Consider the following 21,751-nt stretch of genomic DNA (forward strand, 5'->3'; position numbering starts at 1 on the left):
TTGGATAGATCCTGACTGGTCTGTTTTAGCTTCTACATCATGGCTTTAGAGTTTTTTAGATAGTAATATTAATCCTAGGGTCTGAGCACGCATTTTATTCATAGCTATTGAGTGGATATGATGAGTAATAAAGAGGTTTAAAATGAAAGACTATCTTTGTGACACAGATTTTATTGATTATTCAGATATAAAAATACAACAAATATCTGCTGCGGTATGTTCACCTACAGGGTCAAATACAGAAAACGCAATCGCCCTTTATTTATACGTACGCGACTCAATAAAATATGATCCTTATGCATTAACGTTCAATAAATCATGCTTTACTGCCAGCGAAATACTTAAGGCAGGTAAAGGGTACTGTGTTTCGAAGGCCATTCTATTAACTGCACTGTTAAGGTCGGTAAACATTCCTGCTCGACTTGGGTTTTCCGATGTTGTAAATCATTTATCATCGAAAAAATTATTAGAACGCATGAGAACCAATATATTTTATTACCATGGCTATGTAGAGATTTTTTTGAATGACCAGTGGGTAATTGCTACCCCTGCATTTGATAGTAATCTGTGTAAAACTTTAGGTATTCCACCACTTGAGTTTGATGGTAAACACGATTCAAAATTTCAAAAATATGATGATGCGGGAAATCAATATATGGAATATAGACATAATCACGGACATTTTTCAGATGTCCCGTATGATCTTCTTGTTGAAAAATATAGCTGTTATTATCCTGCATTAATGAATTCAGGTCATGCGCCTTACTCTGGTGACTTACATGTGGAAATTAAAAGCGATATGAAACAATGATCGATGACATAGAAATATTTATTAAAGTTACCGAACTAGGTAGCTTTAGTGCTGCGGCTGACAGTTTGAACTTACCTCAGTCGACGGTCAGTCGTAAAATTCAGCGTTTGGAAGACCAGTTAGAAGTACGATTATTAAATCGAACGACTCGACAAGTAAAAGTCACTCCGGCTGGGCAGGAATACTATTTACAATGTGTTCAAATTTTCAAAGATTTACTTGAAGCTAATCGGTCCGTGAAAGCATCAAATGAAGCTCCAAAAGGATTACTCAGAATAACGGCACCCATTGAATCTATTAACCTATTTTTAGGCCAAATTATTAATGATTTTTTAAATTTATATCCAGAGATTGAAGTAGATGTGGTTGCTAGCAATACTATGGTTAATCCGATTGAACAAGGATTTGATGTCGCTATTCGTCTTGCCAATTTAAAAGATTCAACACTTATAGCACGATCGCTAGGCCGCCCACGAGACTATTTATGCGCGGCACCTGCCTACATTGAAAAGTATGGTTACCCAACTGATATCGAAAACTTAAGCCTGCATAAATGTTTACGCATGAGCAATCCAGAGCCTCTTTCTACTTGGGAACTTAAGCGGGGTAAAGAACGTAAATTAGTTACAGTAGAAGGCCCAGCAACGGTTAACAGTTTAGTATTACTTCACACATTAACCTGTGGAGGCCATGGTATTGCAAAACTACCCGGTTATCTATGCCGTGAAAATATTGATAACGGATCATTAATTACTTTATTGCCCGACTGGTCATTTCCATTGCGTACACTTTCAGTTGTTTACCCTTCAAGTCGACACCTATCCGCTAACGTCCGTATTTTTGTTGATTACATCATTGAAAAATCAAAATATTTTGACTTCTTGAATTGATAATCTAAGACCGATAACCGGCCATATAACATCTCCCATAAATGTCTACCAGTAATCAAACTTTGTTAACAAAACATGAAATAACTCAAAGCTGAATGAGTATTATTCAATTACATTTCAAGTCGTTACTTAAAACAGCCAAAATATACTCTTTGAAAAAAGAGCAACATAATCAATATCAACTGTCTCTTGATATTCTAAATTGATAACCAGTTGAATTACTCCGCTAGTAAGATTCCCCCTTCAGCCAGTAACAATAGAAAGCGCTTCACTAATGCCTCAGGTAAATGTTTTTTTACACATCATTACTAGTTTTCAGTCTCGGGTGATTGTATCGAAGTGAAACCTCAGGTAATGTGCTTTATGCTAAAAAAATCATAAATGGATATTTAAACGAATTTAACTTATTTAAGTAAGATTTGAGTATAACTTAAGTAAGTACTAGCGAGTTTGAGTGAACTGAAGTCCCAATAGATTATTTGGAATCCCGGTCTAGATGACAAAAAAGATAACAACACATTTAGAATCAGGTCTATTTAAGGGCAAACCTCGCCAAAAAACGGTTCAACACCGTAATGCGACGACGACGCCTGAAATGCGTCAATTTATTCAGCAATCCGATTACAGCGTCAGTCAATTATCCAAAATCCTCAATATCAGCGAAGCCACAATACGTAAGTGGCGTAAACGTGACTCAATCGATAACACCCCAAATACCCCGCACAAACTCAACACGACACTATCTCCGATGGAAGAATACGTGATGCTGGGCTTGCGTTATCAATTAAAAATGCCTTTAGATAGGCTACTAAAAGTCACCCAAGAATTTATCAACCCCAATGTCTCTCGCTCCGGCCTTGCCCGCTGCTTAAAGCGTTTTGGGGTCTCTAAACTAGACGAATTTGACAGCCCTTTTGTGCCGGAAAAATTCTTCAATCAGCTGCCGATTACTCAGGGAGCTGATATACAAACCTATACTGTTAACCCTAAGACCTTAGCCGATACTTTAGCCCTGCCAAGTCCAGATCCAGACAACGTAGTGCAAGTGGTGTCGTTAAGTATTCCGCCTCAATTAACAGAGCAGCAAGCCTATTCTGTTTTGCTTGGAGTCGATTTTAAGTCTGATTGGGTTTACCTCGATATTTATCAAGACAGCCATACCCAAGCGAGTAATCGCTATATCACGCATGTCTTAAAGCACGGACCATTTCATTTACGTAAGTTATTGGTTCGGAACTATCACACTTTTCTTGCTCGATTTCCCGGAGCAAGTCAACCAGCAGCAGTATCCACTAGCACCATTGATGCAGCTGGATCCCAACACCAGATAACTGAACCTCAGTTATCAAACGGAGACTCATATGAGCCAATCCAGTAATAAAGATAAGCGTTTAAACAAACGCTTAAAAGACATGCCTGTCGCGATTGTCGGCATGGCAAGTATTTTTGCTAACTCACGTTACCTAAACAAGTTTTGGGATTTAATCAGCGAAAAAATTGATGCGATTATCGACGTTCCAGAAACCCATTGGAATGCCGAAGATTACTACAATGCCGATAAATCAATGGCCGATAAAAGCTACTGTAAGCGCGGTGGTTTTTTACCTGAAGTCGATTTCAATCCAATGGAATTTGGCCTGCCACCTAATATCCTCGAACTAACAGACACCTCGCAACTCTTATCGTTAGTGGTCGCCAAAGAAGTGTTAGCTGATGCTGGTATTGATGCACAGTACGATACCGATCGCATCGGTATTACACTAGGTGTCGGCGGTGGTCAAAAAATCAATCATAGCCTCAGCGGTCGCTTGCAGTACCCAATACTCAAAAAAGTATTTAAAAATAGTGGTCTAAGTGATGAAGACACTGAGATGTTGATAAAAAAGTTTCAGGATCAATATATTCACTGGGAAGAGAACTCATTTCCAGGCTCACTCGGCAATGTAATTGCTGGACGTATTGCAAACCGCTTTGATTTAGGCGGCATGAATTGCGTGGTTGACGCAGCTTGTGCAGGTTCTTTAGCAGCAATGCGCATGGCGATTACAGAGTTAGTGGAAGGCCGCAGTGACATGATGCTCACTGGTGGTGTGTGTACCGATAACTCGCCTTCTATGTACATGAGCTTTTCAAAAACGCCAGCATTTACCACCAACGACACCATTCAACCTTTCGATATTGATTCAAAAGGTATGATGATAGGTGAAGGTATTGGCATGATGGCGCTTAAACGTCTTGATGATGCCGAGCGTGATGGTGACCGAATTTATGCTGTTATTAAAGGTATTGGCTCATCATCTGATGGTAAGTTTAAAAGTATTTATGCACCGCGTCCTGAAGGCCAAGCAAAAGCATTAAGACGCGCTTATGATGATGCAGGTTTTGCGCCGCAAACTGTTGGCTTAATTGAAGCCCATGGTACCGGTACTGCTGCAGGGGATGTTGCGGAGTTCAATGGCCTGAAATCAGTGTTTGCAGACGGTAATGATATCAAACAGCACATTGCTCTTGGGTCAGTTAAATCACAAGTTGGCCACACTAAATCGACAGCCGGAACCGCAGGTGTAATCAAAGTTGCTCTGGCTTTGCATCATAAAGTATTGCCACCGACCATTAACGTCAGTAAACCGAATCCAAATTTAAACATTCAAGATTCGCCATTTTATTTAAACACCGAAACCCGCCCTTGGTTACCTCGTGCAGACAATACGCCGCGCCGCGCGGGTATTAGTGCCTTTGGTTTTGGTGGCACCAACTTCCACATTGTGTTGGAAGAATATCGTCAAGAACATGCTCGAGGCGATAAGTATCGTCAACGTTCAGTGCCACAAAGTCTATTGATCCATGCTGAAAATAAAGCCGCATTACAGGCTCAATTAACCGCACTGCAAAGTGAAATTAATGCTGTTGATACCACACAGCAAAATCGCCAAGAAATTGTATTAGCCGATTTTGGTAAACGTTTTGCCTTGAATACCATCGCCCCTAATGCGGCACGTATAGGTTTAGTGGTTGCTTCATTAGCAGACTTAACCATTCAGCTGACTCAGGCGCTTGCGCAGTTAAGCTCAAATACTGCCGACAGCTGGCAATTGCCTTCTGGTACCAGTTATCGCGCAGCAGCATTGATTCATCCTGAAGCGGCAAGCCATAAAGTGGCAGCACTATTTGCTGGGCAAGGGGCACAATATCTGAACATGGGCGCCGATTTAGCCTGTTTGTATCCAGAAATGCGTCAGCAACTGATGCAAGCTGATAAGGTATTTGCGCAACATAAACAAACGCCACTATCGCAAATCATGTACCCAAATCCTGCTTTTGAAGCCGAAGATATTGCCGCGCAACAGGCAGCATTAACCAATACAGCCAATGCCCAGAGTGCTATTGGCGCGGTCAGCATGGGCCAATATGCAATATTGACTCAAGCAGGTTTTAAAGCCGATATGGTTGCTGGCCATAGTTTTGGTGAACTGTCAGCATTATGTGCAGCAGGCGTCATTAGCCAAGCTGATTATTACCAATTGGCCTTTGCTCGTGGCCAAGCAATGGCGGCGACACCTAAAGATCAAGACGCTGGCGTAATGTACGCCATTATTGTCCCAGCTCAATCTGTTGACCACGGAGTTGAAAAGCTTGAACAGTGCATTAGTGCATTTGAAGGCGTTAAGGTGGCTAATTACAATGCACCAACCCAACTGGTTATTGCAGGCCCAACAGCGTCATGTACCTTAGCGGCGCAAGCAATCACTACTGAACTTGGTTTTAAAGCAATCGCCCTGCCGGTTTCTGGTGCGTTCCACACTCCATTAGTGGCGCATGCGCAGCAGCCGTTTGCTGCGGCAATCAATAAGATTAAATTTGCTAAGCCAAAACTAAGCCTTTATGCCAATGGCACAGGTAAAGCACATCCTAATGATGCTAAAGCAATCCAAGCTGCATTTAGTGAACATATGCTGCAATCGGTTCGTTTTAGCGAGCAACTAAACGCCATGTATGATGCTGGTGCTCGTGTATTTGTTGAGTTTGGTCCTAAAAACATCCTCCAAAAATTGGTGGAGGCTACCCTAGGCAATAAAGCAGAATCAGTCAGTGTAGTGAGCTTGAACCCAAATCCTAAAGGCAATAGTGACACTCAACTGCGCCAAGCGGCTTGTCAGCTTGCAGTATTAGGTGTTGCATTAACCGAGGTTGATCCATATCAAGCGCCTATCGCAGAACTTGCAAAAGTGTCACCGATGAACGTTAAGTTGACCGCGAGTAATTATATTAGTCCGGCCACTCAAGCCAAAATGCAAAAATCATTGCAAACTGGCACCGTTACCAGCCAGACAGTGGAAGTGCCTGTCGAAAAAGTTGTGGAAAAGATTGTGGAAAAAGAAGTCATTAAAACTGAATACATTGAAGTGCCTGCAACATCAGCACAAGCTCAAGCCTCTGCAGTCGCCGCACCTTTAGCGGCAACGACTCCTGTAGCTAAAGCTCAACCGGTTAACTCAAGTGTGCCAGCGTCGGCCGATAGTATCGGTTCATTTTTTGCTGCGCAGCAACAAACAGCTGAATTACATCAGCAGTTTTTAGCCATACCACAGCAATATGGCAACACCTTTGCTCACCTGATGACAGCCCAAGCACAAATGGCGTCATCGGGATTAGCCATTCCAGAAAGATTGCAACGTTCGATGGAGATGTTCCACCAGCATCAAGCACAAACATTGCAAAGTCATACCCAATTTTTAACGCAGCAAGCACAAGCAAACCAAGCCGCATTAGCCATGTTGCAAGGGCAAACACCAATGCCTATGGCTGCTCCAGTATCTGTACAAACGGCATCAGTTCAGCCTGCATTTGTGCAGCCAAGCCAAGTTGCTCAAGCCACAACGACACCTTCGCCAGTGGTAGCACCTATTGCTCCAGCTCCGGTTCAAACAGCTCAAGCAGTTCAATCTCAACCAACAGCCAGTCAACCGATTCAAACTCCTGTCGCTCAGCAAGTTAGCTCAGCAGCGGTTTCTGCACCAACAGCCGGACTAACACAGCAACAAGTGTTAGACACTATGCTCAATGTAGTCGCAGACAAAACCGGTTACCCAACAGAAATGCTTGAACTTGGCATGGACATGGAAGCCGACCTTGGTATCGACTCAATCAAGCGGGTAGAAATTTTAGGCACAGTACAAGATGAGCTTCCAGGCTTACCTGAACTGAGCCCAGAAGATTTAGCCGAGTGTCGCACCTTGGGCGAAATCGTTAGCTATATGCAAACCAAATTACCAGCGGCCAACTCGGTTGCTGTAGCGTCAACGGGATCAACATCGGTAGATGCTGTTGCACCTGCATCAACAGGCTTAACGGCTGAAAACGTCCAACGTACCATGTTAGCTGTGGTTGCCGATAAAACCGGTTACCCAACTGAAATGCTTGAACTTGGCATGGACATGGAAGCAGACCTTGGTATCGACTCCATCAAGCGTGTAGAAATTTTAGGCACAGTACAAGATGAGCTTCCAGGCTTACCTGAACTGAGCCCAGAAGATTTAGCCGAGTGTCGCACCTTGGGTGAAATCGTCAGTTATATGCAAACCAAATTGCCTGCTGCCAGCACAGTGGCGCCAGCATCAGTTGCATCTACAGTGCCAGCAACAGGCTTAAGTGCAGAAAGCGTTCAGCGTACTATGTTAGCTGTGGTTGCCGATAAAACCGGTTACCCAACTGAAATGCTTGAACTAGGCATGGACATGGAAGCCGACCTTGGTATCGACTCAATTAAACGCGTTGAAATTCTCGGCACAGTGCAAGATGAACTACCAGGTTTACCTGAACTGAACCCAGAAGATTTAGCCGAGTGTCGCACCTTGGGCGAAATCGTCAGCTACATGCAAACTAAACTGCCTGCAGTCAGCACTGCAGCTCCAGCATCAGCCGTATCCTCATCTGCCGCACCAACAACGGGCTTGAGTGCTGATACAGTATTAAGCACCATGATGTCAGTAGTGGCCGATAAAACCGGTTATCCTGCTGAAATGCTTGAACTGAGCATGGACATGGAAGCCGACCTTGGTATCGACTCAATCAAACGTGTTGAAATTTTAGGCACAGTGCAAGACGAACTACCCGGTTTGCCTGAGCTGAACCCAGAAGATTTAGCCGAGTGTCGTACCTTGGGCGAAATTGTCAGTTATATGCAAACCAAATTGCCTGCAACCAACACTGAGGCTCCAGTATCTGCTCCAGCAACAACAGGATTAAGTGCTGATAGCGTTTTAAGCACCATGATGTCAGTAGTAGCCGACAAAACCGGTTACCCTGCAGAAATGCTTGAACTGAGCATGGACATGGAAGCCGATTTAGGTATCGACTCAATCAAACGCGTCGAGATTTTAGGTACTGTGCAAGATGAGCTTCCAGGCTTACCTGAGCTGAACCCAGAAGATTTAGCCGAATGTCGCACCCTAGGTGAAATCGTTAGCTACATGCAAACCAAATTGCCTGCAGCAACCGCGATTGCGCCGGTCGCACCAGCATCAACAGCAAACAAGGTTGACGTTAACACCGCAGCATTACCGCCACACAGCGAGGTAGCGCTAAAAAAGTTACCAGCGGCGGATAAACTCGCAGATTGCTTTTCAACAGACTCTTGTATTGTCATCACAGACGATGGCCACAATGCAGGTTTACTGGCTGAAAAGCTAAATGCAAAGGGATTAACCGTCGCCGTTATTCGTAACCCACAAACCATTACCGTGGCACATTCACCCTTAAGCAGTGATATTAAAAGTTACACCTTGAGCAGTATTGATGATGCCCAAATTGCACAAGTGATTGCCGATATTAAGGCCGACTTGGGCGCTGAACATGCCATTGCGGGCTTTATTCATTTACAGCCACAAACCACCGCTAACAGCAGCGAATTAATGTCGTGCACTGTTGCAGCAAAAGCCGCTGTCGACAACGCGTTTTTATGGGCTAAGCATCTTCACGCTGAGTTTGCCAAACCAACTCAAGCTTCGCGTTTATGCTACTTTACCGTGAGCCGTTTAGACGGTGGATTTGGTTATCTTGATAATACTCAGCTAGCAACAGCAGAGCTTAACCAAGCAGCCTTATCTGGTCTAAGCAAAACCCTAAGCCATGAATGGCCACAGGTGTTTTGCCGCGCATTAGACATTGCCAACAATATTGATACTACAAGCTTTGCCGATGCCATCGTTGCAGAGTTATTTGATATCGATGGTGCCAATACTAGCGCGGACCGCATTAATGAAGTGGGGATCAGTAGCCAAGGTCGAGTAACCTTAGTTGCCGGCAATGCCAGCGAGCAGTTCGCACCAGCAAGCTTAAACAGAAATGACACTATTTTGGTCACCGGCGGCGCAAAAGGCGTAACGTTTGAATGCGCCCTCACCTTAGCCAAACAATGCCAATCACATTTTGTGTTAGCAGGTCGTAGCCAACATTTTGGCAAAGACTTACCGGCTTGGGCACAAGGGAAAAAAGCCTCTGAGTTAAAAGCCGCTGCCATCGCTTATATTCAATCTCAAGGCAACAAGCCGACGCCAAAACAGATTGATGCACTCGTATGGCCAATTAGCAGCAGCCTAGAAATAGATGCTGCGTTAAACGCGTTCAGCAAGGTTGGTGCCAGTGCTCAATATGTCTCGATGGATGTCAGCAATGCCACCGCGGTAGCTGCCAGCCTTAAAAGCCTGACTAATACCAAGGGCGACTCATTCACCATTAACGGGGTTATTCACGGTGCTGGCGTATTAGCCGATAAGCACATTCAAGATAAAACCTTGGATGAACTTAACCGCGTATACCACACCAAAGTGACTGGACTTGCTAGCATTATTAATGCACTCGACCCACAACAGATTAAGCTTATTGCGCTGTTTTCATCGGCTGCCGCTTTTTACGGTAATACCGGTCAAAGTGATTACGCTATGTCGAATGAAATTCTCAATAAAACCGCACTGAAACTGGCACACACCTTACCGCAAGCTAAAGTGATGAGTTTTAATTGGGGCCCTTGGGATGGCGGTATGGTCAGTTCAGCATTAAAGAAAATGTTTGTTGAACGTGGCGTTTACGTTATTCCGCTACAAGCAGGTGCCGAGTTATTTGCCCACAGTTTATTAAGCCAACAAGGAGCACAACTGCTCATTGGCTCTGATATGCAAGGTTCATCAGAGCAGGATAACACTGCAAAAAAGCTTAATGCGGACGCTTTGCTTATTGCCAAGGGTTCGCTGACATTTGCTACTAATACACTTGTGACTAAAGCATTTGCGGCTAACGCAGTTACGACTAAGGCAGTTACGACTAAGTCATCAGCTACTGATATTATCAGTCAGACGGTGACTCGAGTATTAACCCCGGCTGAAATGCCTTTTGTTAGCGATCATTGTATTGCTGGCAATCCGGTATTACCAACGGTATGCGCCATGCAATGGATGCGTGATGCGGCAGAAACCTTATGTCATGTGCCTGTCAGTATTGCTGAATACAAATTGCTTAAAGGGGTTATTTTTGACACCAATGAGCCACATTTGTTGCAACTGGAACTAACGCAAACTGACGCAGGGATCAGCGCGCTGATCTCCTCTCGTTTGTTAAACGATCCTAGCGCAGTCATGAAACCGCAATACCAAGCTCAATTGGTGATCAATAAAGCAATATTGGCAATTGATGTTGCTAAACCCACTGTTGGCGACAGCAGTTTGGCTCAATGGGCTAACATGGCACCATTGTATTCAGGCGCTGAACTGTACCAAAATGGAACCTTGTTTCATGGTCCGCGGTTGCAAGGCATTGCTCAAGTGTTGGCATTTGATGACGCTCAACTATTGTGTCAGGTTCAATTGCCGAGCATTAATGCCAGCGATTGCCAAGGTTTTATACCGTCATCGGCATTAGGTGGTAGCCAAATTTTCGCTGAAGATTTGCTACTACAAGCCATGTTGGTATGGGCAAGACTAAAATACGATGCCGCAAGCTTACCGTCATCAACCGGTGAGTGTGTTACTGCTTGGCCATTTGCAAATGGCGATAAAGGTTATATTCAACTTGATGTGGTTAAACACAGCGGCAGAATGCTAGTGGCTAACGTGAGTTTATATCATCAAGACGGCCGCCTGAGTTGCCAAATGCTCAATGCTAAAGTGACCATTAGTAAGAGTTTGAATGGGGCATTTATTCCACATCAAGCTTCTGCTGAACTTTCACACAAGGACACAGTGTGACAGCCGCAGATAACATGGTGCTAAAACCCATTAGTGAGCGTATTTTGCAGCAACAAACCAAGCCAATGCGCTTGGCTTTGTTGCTGAGCAAACCAAATATCAACTCGGTTAATGAGCACCACGTTGCGATTGATACTCAGCGTGGCGACAGTTTTGAACTGGCGTTATTGCACAGCATAGAGCGGCTATCATCCACTACCGATGAAATGATCAATATTGCCGATCGGTTGTGGATAATGCCAGGGCTACTTGCCGCGAAAAATAGCGTCAATGCGCACGCTTATCTCAATGGTGTTGCACTTGGTAGCAATCAGGCTGAAGCAATCACCCTCGCGCTGAATCATGCAAAACGTTTACATACTCAACCGCAGATTGTCGCGTTAGATGGCAATGCAAAATCCAATACTGCCAATAATGCCAATAATGCACAAACTGCATTGGTCGCAATGACCACCTTAGTAGAGTCTATCGCCAGTCGTTGTATACCAACACAGGACAAGGTCAACAGCCAGTATTGGTTTAGCCCACTTCACCAAAGTCGAGTTGCAGCTTTATGTTACTCAAGTGCCAACGGTGTTCAGGCAATGATCTTGACCCAAGGGCGTGCATTAGTCGCCTCAAAGCAATTGGTTAATCCCCAACGTTTATGGCTGCCACTGTGTGCCACTTCATTGGTGCAACTGCACACTAAACTGATGACTTTCTCTGCGCAGGTCAATTCGGCGACAGACGATGTCAGCTTACTAAAACTTATCAAAAGTACATTGGCCGATTATCAAACGGATGCGCCCCTAGCTTTAGTGTTAATGGCGCAGGAGCGTAGCGGATTAATCTTAGAAATTAATGCAATGTTGGCAACGATGTCGACTCATCTTCAGTTAGACGTTAGCGATAACCCGCCGATAGAATATAAAACCCCTGCTGGCAGTTGTTTCTATTCTGCGCCGCTAGGTGATCATGGCTTAAGTTTTGTTTATCCTGGCGTCGGTACTGTGTATCCAAACATGCTCAGTCAAATGGGCTTGGTTTTCCCCAATGTGTATGCCGAACTCGAAAGCCAAGGTGACATGCAGTCGATGTTACAAACCGAGTTTATTTACGCGGCAGATAAAAGCCGTACCGCACAGATGAGCTTGAGCCAATTAGCCATTGCCGGTGTGGGCGCCAGTTATGTGTTAACCAAACTGTTGCAGCAAGAATTTGCCATTGAACCTAAGTTTGCCTTGGGTTACTCCATGGGCGAAGCGGCCATGTGGGCGAGTCTAGATGTTTGGCAAGCACCACACACTATGATTGAAGCAACCCAAAACAGCAGTATCTTTACCCAAGATATTTCAGGCGAGCTTCGCTGCGTTCGTCAACAATGGCAATTAGCCGATGACGAAACCATTGTGTGGAACAGCTTTGTGACTCGAGCCAGTATTGACGAACTCACGCCCCATTTAGCGGATTACCCGCGCGCTTACATAGCCATTATTCAAGGCGATACATGTGTTATCGCAGGTTGTGAGTCCAGTTGTAAAGCATTGTTAAAACAAGCAGGTAAACGAGGTATTGCAGCCAATCGAATTACGGCAATGCATACTCCAGCCGCACTAAATATTACCGACGATGTACGGCAATTTTATCTGCAACCGCTGTTGGCAAACTTACCCGAACATTTACAGTTTATCTCGGCGGCTCAAACAGCGCCTGTCACGCTAGACTCACACGCTATTGCACAATCGATTGCCGATACTTTTTGTCATCAATTGAATTTTACTCAGTTAATCCACAATGCTCGAGATCAAGGCTGTCGATTATTTGTTGAAGTCGGATCAGATAGACAAACCACCACCTTAATTGACAAAATCAATGCTCAGAGTGGCAATACGTATACGTCCCCAGCGATGGCCGTTGCCGTTAATGCCAAAGGCGGCGACGATGTCAGCAGTTTACTCAAGTGTCTGGGACAATTAATGGCGCATCGCGTGCCGATGTCATTAACCCCCTTTATTCGCAGCCTTGACGATGCAATTAACTCATTATCTCAGCAGACGGCAATAGCCGACGGCTCACCACTGCCTCGTTGCAGTGAAACATCATTAGAAGGAGAACCTCATTGAGTTCTCAAGCCACCCCTAAAATAGCCATTGTCGGTTTAGCCAATCAGTATCCCGACGCGGATACTCCCGCTAAATTTTGGCAAAACTTATTAGATAAAAAAGATTCGCGCAGCCAAATCAGTGCTAGTAAACTCAATGCTTCACCGAGCGACTACTTGGGTGTACAAGGCGAATCGGACCGTTTTTATTGTGATAAAGGCGGCTACATTCAAGACTTTCAATTTAACCCTCAAGGTTATCATATTGAGCCCGACGCATTTACTGGTTTGGATGACAGTTTCTTGTGGGCAACCGACACCGCACGAAATGCGTTAACCGACGCGGGTATAGACCTTAACAATAACGTGCTGCAACGCACCGGCATTGTCATGGGCACTTTATCGTTCCCTACAGCCAAGTCTAACGAGCTATTTGTGCCGCTTTATCACAGCGCGGTCGAAAAAGCCTTACAGACTAAACTCCAGCAGCCAAACTTTAATCTGCAATCGTTTAATCAAGCATCGCAAAGCAATACCGCAGAAAAAGCCAATAACAATAATAATGTAATGCCAAAAACGGTTAACTTGCGTAATGGTGCCATTGCCCATAACGCCTCTAAAATCGTTGCCGATGCTTTGGGATTAGGTGGTACGCAACTGAGTTTAGATGCCGCCTGTGCAAGTTCGGTTTACGCATTAAAATTAGCCTGCGACTACTTGCATACCGGCAAAGCAGACATGATGCTGGCTGGCGCAGTGTCGGGAGCCGATCCGTTCTTCATCAATATGGGCTTTTCGATATTTCATGCTTACCCAGACCACGGTATTTCAGCTCCGTTTGATCAAAACAGTAAAGGCTTGTTCGCTGGTGAAGGTGCTGGAGTATTAGTACTCAAACGCCTTGAAGATGCCGAGCGTGATGGCGACCATATTTATGCTTTGGTCAGTGGCATTGGCTTATCAAACGATGGTAAAGGCCAGTTTGTATTAAGCCCAAACATTAAAGGCCAAGTACAAGCATTCGAGCGCGCTTATCTTGATGCCGCCGCAATAGACCCTAACATTACGCCGGCCAGTATTGAAGTGATCGAATGTCACGCCACGGGGACACCATTAGGCGACAAAGTTGAATTAGCTTCAATGGAACGTTTTTTTGAAGACAAACTTGAAGGCAGTGCCACGCCATTAATTGGTTCCGCAAAATCCAATTTAGGCCATTTACTCACAGCAGCAGGCATGCCGGGGATCATGAAAATGATTTTTGCGATGCGTGAAGGCGTGTTGCCACCGAGTATTAATATCAGTGCCCCTATCGCCTCACCTAATGGCTTATTTGGCCAAGCGACTTTGCCAAATGCTGTGCTACCTTGGCCCGATAAAGTTGGCAATAAAGCCCGTCATGCAGGTTTATCTGTATTTGGTTTTGGCGGTTGTAACGCCCATTTATTACTTGAGTCGTATCAAGCTAAAGCCGTCGCTGACAAGACGCTGAACAATCATTCTCAAAATAATAATTCTCTAAGTAATAATACTCTGAACAATAACGTTCAAACTCGCAGCACAGTGTTAGTTGATGCAGAAGCGCCAATGCACATTACCGGCATGGCGGCGCATTTTGGTCAATGCAGCAGTATTGATGCACTGGCGAAAAAAATCATCGCCAAACAAGCCATCTTTAGCCCGCTACCCACTCAGCGCTGGAAAGGCTTAGATAAACATCCTGATCTATTAGCCCAATATGGCATCACCCAAGTGCCGCAAGGCGCGTATATCGATCGGTTCGATTTTGATTTCTTGCGTTTTAAAGTGCCACCCAATGAAGATGATCGCCTGATCTCGCAACAACTACTGTTGATCAAAGTCGCCGATGAAGCTATCGCCGATGCCAAGCTAACGCCAGGTAGTAAAGTCGCGGTATTAGTCGCCATGGAAACCGAACTTGAACTGCATCAATTCCGTGGTCGAGTAAACTTACACAGCCAAATAGCTCAAAGCCTTAACGCTCAAGGTATTCAATTATCGACAGCAGAATATGACAGCCTTGAAACCATTGCGATGGACAGTGTGCTCGACGCCGCTAAACTTAACCAATACACCAGTTTTATTGGCAATATTATGGCGTCGCGGATAGCATCACTATGGGATTTCAACGGCCCAGCATTTACGATTTCTGCGGGCGAACAGTCAGTTAACCGCTGTATTGATGTGGCGCAAAACCTGTTTGCGTTAGGCTCGTTACAAGAGCCATTAGATGCAATTATTATTGCCGCGGTTGACCTGTCTGGCAGTATTGAAAATATGTTGTTCAATACCGCCAAGCTTAACGCTAAAGGATTGCGTTCAACCGATTGGTTAGTGGGTGAAGGGGCTGGTGCGATAGTGCTGCAACAAACTAGTGCAGCACACTCTCAGCTTGATAGTTACGCCAGTATCGACAGCGTTAACTTTACGCCATTGTCACAATTACCAACACAGCTGCCAACTGAATTATCAGCAGACATTGTTGAGTTAAACCAATCGCCTGAATGCATATTAACAACTCAAGGCCAACAGTTTGCCCAAGGATTAACTGATGCTGTGACAGCGGTCAGCTCAGCACCGTTATTGAGTAAAGCCCATGATATTCTCGGTCATACATTTGCCGCTTCAGGCATGGCCAGTTTGCTGCACGGTTTAGTGCAAACTCGTCACATCGACAAACCGACTATCAATACCAGTGTATTCACCAGCAGCGACAATCAATACTCACAAGTAAATGTGTCGGTTTCTGCAGCGCAACAACACGCATTGCACGCTCGACTGGGTAATAATTTAACTCAACAACTGGCCACGGGCAGTAAGTTAAGTTTAATTAAACAAGTCAGTTTAGGTGGTCGCGATATTTACCAACACATTATCGACAGCCCACTTGATGCGCTCGACAGTATTATCAATCAATGTGCTGATATCTCCCCTAGTGCGGCCAGTTCCACTGAAAGTATGCAACCAACTATTCGTGATAATAGCCCTCTTAGCGTCAATAATAGCGAGAATATCGCCGAGCCTCTTATGTCAGAAAATATGCCCGATAAAACAATTCCAAAGCAACCAAGGGTTGCCAGTATGACAAATCATACTATTCCACCAGCACATTTAACGGCATTCCAACAAAATCAGTGGTTAGCACAACAAGCGCATTTAGCTTATTTAGCCAGCCGTGATGCAGGCTTGAAAGTGGCAGACAGTTTATTACGATCTCAATTAGCCGGTTTGAGCCATCAACCAACTGCGATTCAAGTCGCGTCTCCGGCGGTTAATACTTATGCCGTTAATGCTGCGGTTCAAACAGCGGTTAAGAGTGAAGCAATTAGCCCCGCTAGGTTAATCCAACCTAATCATGCTTGTGTGCCAGCATACACTGCGCCTATTCCAGCGGATAAACCGTGTATTTGGAATTATGCTGATTTAGTTGAATATGCCGAAGGCGATATCGCTAAGGTGTTTGGCCCAGATTACGCCATTATCGACAGTTACTCGCGCCGAGTTCGCTTGCCGACCACAGATTATTTATTGGTGTCGCGTGTGACTAAACTCGATGCCACCATGAATCAATACAAACCTTGTTCAATGACCACAGAATACGACATCCCCGTCGATGCGCCGTATTTAGTGGATGGTCAAATTCCTTGGGCTGTAGCGGTAGAATCGGGTCAGTGCGATTTAATGTTGATCAGTTATTTAGGTATCGACTTTGAAAACAAAGGCGAACGAGTTTATCGCTTATTAGATTGTACTTTGACCTTCTTAGCCGATTTACCTCGTGGCGGCGACACACTGCGTTACGACATTAAAATCAATAACTTTGCCAGCAATGGCGACACCTTATTATTCTTTTTCTCTTACGAGTGTTTCGTAGGCGACAAGATGATCTTAAAAATGGATGGTGGCTGTGCAGGCTTCTTTACCGACCAAGAGTTGGCCGATGGTAAAGGGGTTATTCAAACTGAAGATGAAATAAAACATCGTCAACAAGTGCTCAACAATCCAAATAAGCCGACCTTCACTCCATTATTACACTGTAGCCAAACGGCATTTGATTATGGTCAAATTCATCATTTATTGACTGGTGATATTGGCAGCTGTTTTGGCGGCGAACATGTCGCGCACCAACTGCAAACTGGAATACAAAAATCGCTTTGTTTTGCCTCAGAAAAATTCTTAATGATTGAGCGAGTGAGCCAGTTACAAACACAAGGTGGCGCGTGGGGCTTAGGCTTACTCGAAGGTCATAAACACATTGCGCCAGACCATTGGTATTTCCCTTGTCATTTCCAAGGCGACCAAGTGATGGCCGGTTCGTTAATGGCCGAAGGTTGTGGCCAACTATTACAGTTCTTTATGATCCACATTGGCATGCATACTCTAGTAGAAAATGGCCGATTCCAACCATTGGAAAATGCTTCGCAAAAAGTTCGCTGTCGGGGCCAAGTGTTACCACAAACGGCTGAGCTGACTTATCGCATGGAAGTGACTGAAATCGGTATTCATCCCCGTCCTTATGCCAAAGCCAATATTGATATTTTACTCAATGGTAAAGTCGTGGTCGATTTCCAAAACTTGGGGGTGATGATTAAAGAAGATGCCGAATGTACTCGTTATCCGCTTATCTCATTAGACGCTAGCCCTGCCGTTGATTCAAACGTTAGCAGTAAAGTGATTGCTAACAAAGCGCCGTTAATGGCGCAAATTCCAGATTTAAACGCCCCGACTAACAAAGGCGTTATTCCACTAAAACACCTTGAAGCGCCCATTGTAAGCGCCGATTCAAAGTACGCTAATCGCGTGCCTGATACCGTGCCATTTACCCCATACCATATGTTTGAGTTTGCTACTGGCGATATCGAAAAATGCTTTGGCCCTGACTTTAGTATTTACCGCGGACTTATCCCGCCGCGCACACCTTGTGGCGATTTACAGTTAACCACTCGCGTGGTTGAAATTAACGGTAAACGCGGCGAATTGAAAAAGCCATCATCGTGTATAGCAGAATACGAAGTGCCGGCAGATGCTTGGTACTTTGCTAAAAACAGCCATCAAGCGGTAATGCCTTATTCGGTGTTAATGGAAATTTCATTACAACCCAATGGCTTTATTTCTGGCTACATGGGCACCACCCTAGGTTTTCCTGGGCAAGAGCTATTTTTCCGTAACTTAGACGGTGGCGGAAAATTATTACGTCATGTGGATTTACGCGGTAAAACTATCGTCAATGATTCAAAGCTATTATCAACTGTCATTGCAGGCAGTAACATTATTCAAAGCTTCACCTTTGAGTTAAGTGTCGATAACGAGCCGTTTTACACGGGTAGCGCGGTATTTGGTTACTTTAAAGGTGATGCGCTTAAAAAACAGCTCGGCATAGATAACGGCAAAATAACCCAACCATGGCATGTTGACAATAATGTTGCAGCTGACATTAGCGTTAACTTACTGGATAAACAGTCACGGGTATTTACTCCGCCAACTAACCAACCGCATTATTGTTTAGCGGGCGGCCAGCTTAACTTTATCGACAAAGCAGAAATTGTTGAAGCGGGCGGGAAATACGGTAAAGGCTATCTTGCTGCGTCACGCACTATTGATCCAAGTGATTGGTTCTTCCAATTCCACTTCCATCAAGATCCGGTAATGCCAGGTTCATTAGGTGTTGAAGCCGTGATCGAGTTAATGCAAACTTACGCCATCAGCACAGACCTAGGTAAAGGTTTCACTAATCCAAAGTTCGGCCAAATATTGTCGGATATTAAATGGAAATATCGCGGTCAAATTAACCCACTGAACAAACAAATGTCACTTGATGTACATATCAGTGCAGTAAAAGATGAAGACGGTAAACGCATCATAATAGGCGACGCAAACCTCAGTAAAGATGGTCTGCGTATTTATGAAGTCAAAGATATCGCCATCTGTATTGAAGAAGCTTAGGCCAAAAAGGAATAATAATGACAACTCAAGTGCATAACGAAAAGCTTTCTCCTTGGCCATGGCAAGTTAGCCAGCAACACGTCAGTTTTGACCCAGTAGGCATGGACAAAAAGCTTAAAGATTTATCACAAGCGTGTTATGTGGTTAACGACACACAACAAGGCTTAGGGGTTGCTCAGCAAGCCCAAGTCGTAACCGATGCTATTACTGCAGCAAATGCTCTGCCAGTCAGCGCATTTGCCCCTGCCCTTGGCACCCAAAGCTTAGGCGACAGTAATTTTCGCCGCGTTCACGGGGTAAAATTTGCCTATTATGCTGGTGCGATGGCCAATGGTATTTCTTCTGAAGAACTGGTTATTGCATTAGGTCAGGCTGGTATTTTATGCTCGTTTGGCGCAGCTGGGTTAATTCCATCTCGAGTTGAACAAGCCATTAACCGTATTCAAACGGCATTACCAAATGGTCCATACGCATTTAATTTAATTCACAGCCCAAGTGAACCAGCACTTGAGCGTGGCAGTGTCGAGCTATTTTTAAAGCACAAAGTGCGCACTGTTGAGGCCTCTGCCTTTTTAGGTTTAACCCCGCAAATTGTCTATTATCGTGCAGCCGGCTTAAGCCGTGATTCAAACGGTGATGTGCAAATAGACAATAAAGTGATTGCGAAAATCAGCCGTACTGAAGTGGCGATTAAATTCATGCAGCCTGCACCCGTTAAAATACTGCAACAGTTGGTTGATGAAGGACTTATCAGCGCAGAGCAAATGGAGTTGGCTCAGCTAGTGCCTATGGCTGATGATATTACTGCTGAAGCAGACTCAGGCGGTCATACCGACAATCGACCATTAGTCACTTTATTGCCCACTATTTTGGCATTAAAAGATCAAGTACAAGCACAATACAAGTATAAGACCCCTATTCGTGTTGGTGCCGGTGGTGGTGTTGGCACGCCTGACGCAGCACTGGCGACATTTCATATGGGCGCAGCTTATATTGTTACGGGTTCAATCAACCAAGCCTGTGTCGAAGCCGGAGCCAGCGAGCATACTCGTAAATTACTGGCCACCACAGAAATGGCCGATGTGACTATGGCACCTGCTGCCGATATGTTCGAAATGGGCGTTAAGCTGCAAGTGGTAAAGCGCGGCACCTTATTCCCAATGCGCGCTAACAAGTTATATGAAATTTATACCCGCTATGACTCGATTGAAGCCATTCCAAGAGAGGAACGTGAAAAGCTTGAAAAGCAAGTATTCCGCTCAAGCCTCGATGATATTTGGGCTGGCACGGTAGCGCATTTTAATGAGCGAGATCCAAAACAAATTGAGCGCGCTAAAGATAACCCTAAACGTAAAATGGCGTTAATTTTCCGTTGGTATTTAGGTTTATCAAGCCGTTGGTCAAACACTGGTGAGCTTGGTCGCGAGATGGATTATCAAATCTGGGCAGGTCCGGCACTCGGCGCGTTTAACGCATGGGCTAAAGGCAGTTATTTAGATGACTACACCCAACGTCATGCAGTAGACTTAGCCAAACACTTAATGCATGGCGCAGCTTATTTGGCCCGAGTTAATTTATTAACGGCACAAGGTGTTAGCCTTCCAGTAGCATTACAACGCTGGCGCCCAATTGACCAAGTAAAGTGATCGACTAAATGAAATAGATTGATCGCGCTTTATTGCGAGATCAACTAGAAAGATAGGAACCGAGATGAGCGATACCCAGAAACTCGATTTTTCAGCGATTAATGACCCGACATTGGCATCATTTAATCAACAAAAAAATCTGATAAAACGCATGCTCAAAGGTAACAGCGCAACTTGCAGCGACTGTAGTAAACCGCTGACGCTGCAATTACCGCCTAACACTAAAAAAGCACCAAAAAGTACCAAAGCCCCTGGGATTTATTGCGCTAAAGGTTGCACTGACATTGAGCTAGACATGGAAGCCGTAGCGTTAATGAAATAGCATTAATTAAGCGAGCCAATTTAATGCCTTCATAAAAAATGACCTTCTTTAATAAGATGGTCATTTTTTTCGAGCATTCTTTATTTCACGGCCTAACGCTATTTTGCCTGCCATTGCTTAACGATTTCAGGGTTACCACAAAGCTGTTCAATCGATTTATCCCCCGACAGTGCAGCTTCAAATACAGTAAATGGCACATTAGCCCATAAGCTCAGCTCAAAAGTAGCATTTTCTGTCACCACACCTACGCCTTTAGGTGTGCCAGTCATCACAATGTCACCATCGTTTAAGGTCATAAACTCACTGACGGCGTTATAAATAGCGTGTGGCTGGTACATCATTAATTGCTGATGACCTAATTGCGTCACGACATTATCAATGGTTAATTGAAAGCACCAATCTTTTATATCTGCAGTTATAGCAATAAATTCGCTAAATAACGCCGAACGATCAAAAGCTTTAGAACGCTCCCACGGTAAACCTTTGGTTTTCAACTTGGTTTGCAGCTCACGCTTGGTCATATCAAGCCCAACACCAACCGCACTAAAATGACCATTATTCACCATAAAGCACAATTCGGCTTCATAATGTAAAGGCTCACCTAATTGACTACATAAGGTGTTAGTAATGGCTGAGTTTGGTTTAAGAAACACTACCATATCATCAGGAATGTCATTACCGAGTTCGTGAATATGCTCTGCATAATTACGCCCAATACAAATGATTTTTGATGGGGAGATTAATTGATGATCGTCTTGTTGTTTTAGTACTACCGTTTGTAAACCCACATTAACCT

The 21,751-nt window shown here is 44.5% G+C and carries 9 protein-coding genes; 8 read left to right on the forward strand and 1 reads right to left on the reverse strand.

Annotated features, from left to right (window positions below; all coding sequences use genetic code 11):
• Positions 1 to 142 precede the first annotated feature (142 nt).
• The 8 genes from FH971_RS13570 (at position 143) to FH971_RS13605 (ending at position 20,955) form a co-directional block, all read left to right on the forward strand.
• Positions 143 to 811, forward strand: coding sequence for a transglutaminase-like domain-containing protein (locus FH971_RS13570; protein WP_140234652.1), 669 nt, complete (start codon positions 143 to 145; stop codon positions 809 to 811).
• Entirely contained in the window at positions 808 to 1,701 is an 894-nt protein-coding gene (locus FH971_RS13575; RefSeq protein WP_140234653.1) for a LysR family transcriptional regulator, read from the forward strand. The genes FH971_RS13570 and FH971_RS13575 overlap by 4 nt, the downstream gene beginning before the upstream one ends.
• A 496-nt stretch (positions 1,702 to 2,197) precedes the next feature.
• On the forward strand, positions 2,198 to 3,079 hold the full coding sequence (locus FH971_RS13580) for a COG3415 family protein (protein WP_137226514.1): 882 nt from the start codon (positions 2,198 to 2,200) through the stop codon (positions 3,077 to 3,079).
• The gene (locus FH971_RS13585; protein WP_140234654.1) at positions 3,063 to 10,940 is read left to right on the forward strand and encodes a type I polyketide synthase; all 7,878 of its coding nucleotides are present in this window, start codon (positions 3,063 to 3,065) and stop codon (positions 10,938 to 10,940) included. The genes FH971_RS13580 and FH971_RS13585 overlap by 17 nt, the downstream gene beginning before the upstream one ends.
• Complete coding sequence (locus FH971_RS13590; RefSeq protein ID WP_140234655.1) at positions 10,937 to 13,045, forward strand: PfaB family protein; 2,109 nt, start codon at positions 10,937 to 10,939, stop codon at positions 13,043 to 13,045. The genes FH971_RS13585 and FH971_RS13590 overlap by 4 nt, the downstream gene beginning before the upstream one ends.
• Entirely contained in the window at positions 13,042 to 18,987 is a 5,946-nt protein-coding gene (locus tag FH971_RS13595; protein WP_206194424.1) for a hotdog fold thioesterase, read from the forward strand. Before FH971_RS13590 ends, FH971_RS13595 begins: the two co-directional genes overlap by 4 nt.
• Before the next feature lie 17 nt (positions 18,988 to 19,004).
• Entirely contained in the window at positions 19,005 to 20,633 is a 1,629-nt protein-coding gene (pfaD, locus tag FH971_RS13600; RefSeq protein ID WP_140234657.1) for an eicosapentaenoate synthase subunit PfaD, read from the forward strand.
• Positions 20,634 to 20,697: 64 nt separating this feature from the next.
• A complete protein-coding gene (locus tag FH971_RS13605) occupies positions 20,698 to 20,955 on the forward strand; it encodes a hypothetical protein (protein ID WP_137226509.1) in 258 nt (85 codons plus the stop codon).
• 98 nt (positions 20,956 to 21,053) lie between these two features.
• On the opposite strand, the gene FH971_RS13610 is transcribed toward FH971_RS13605, so the two are convergent.
• Entirely contained in the window at positions 21,054 to 21,743 is a 690-nt protein-coding gene (locus FH971_RS13610; RefSeq protein WP_140234658.1) for a fumarylacetoacetate hydrolase family protein, read from the reverse strand.
• Positions 21,744 to 21,751: the final 8 nt, after the last annotated feature.

Origin of the sequence: Shewanella polaris (genome assembly GCF_006385555.1) — a bacterium.
GTDB lineage: Bacteria > Pseudomonadota > Gammaproteobacteria > Enterobacterales > Shewanellaceae > Shewanella > Shewanella polaris.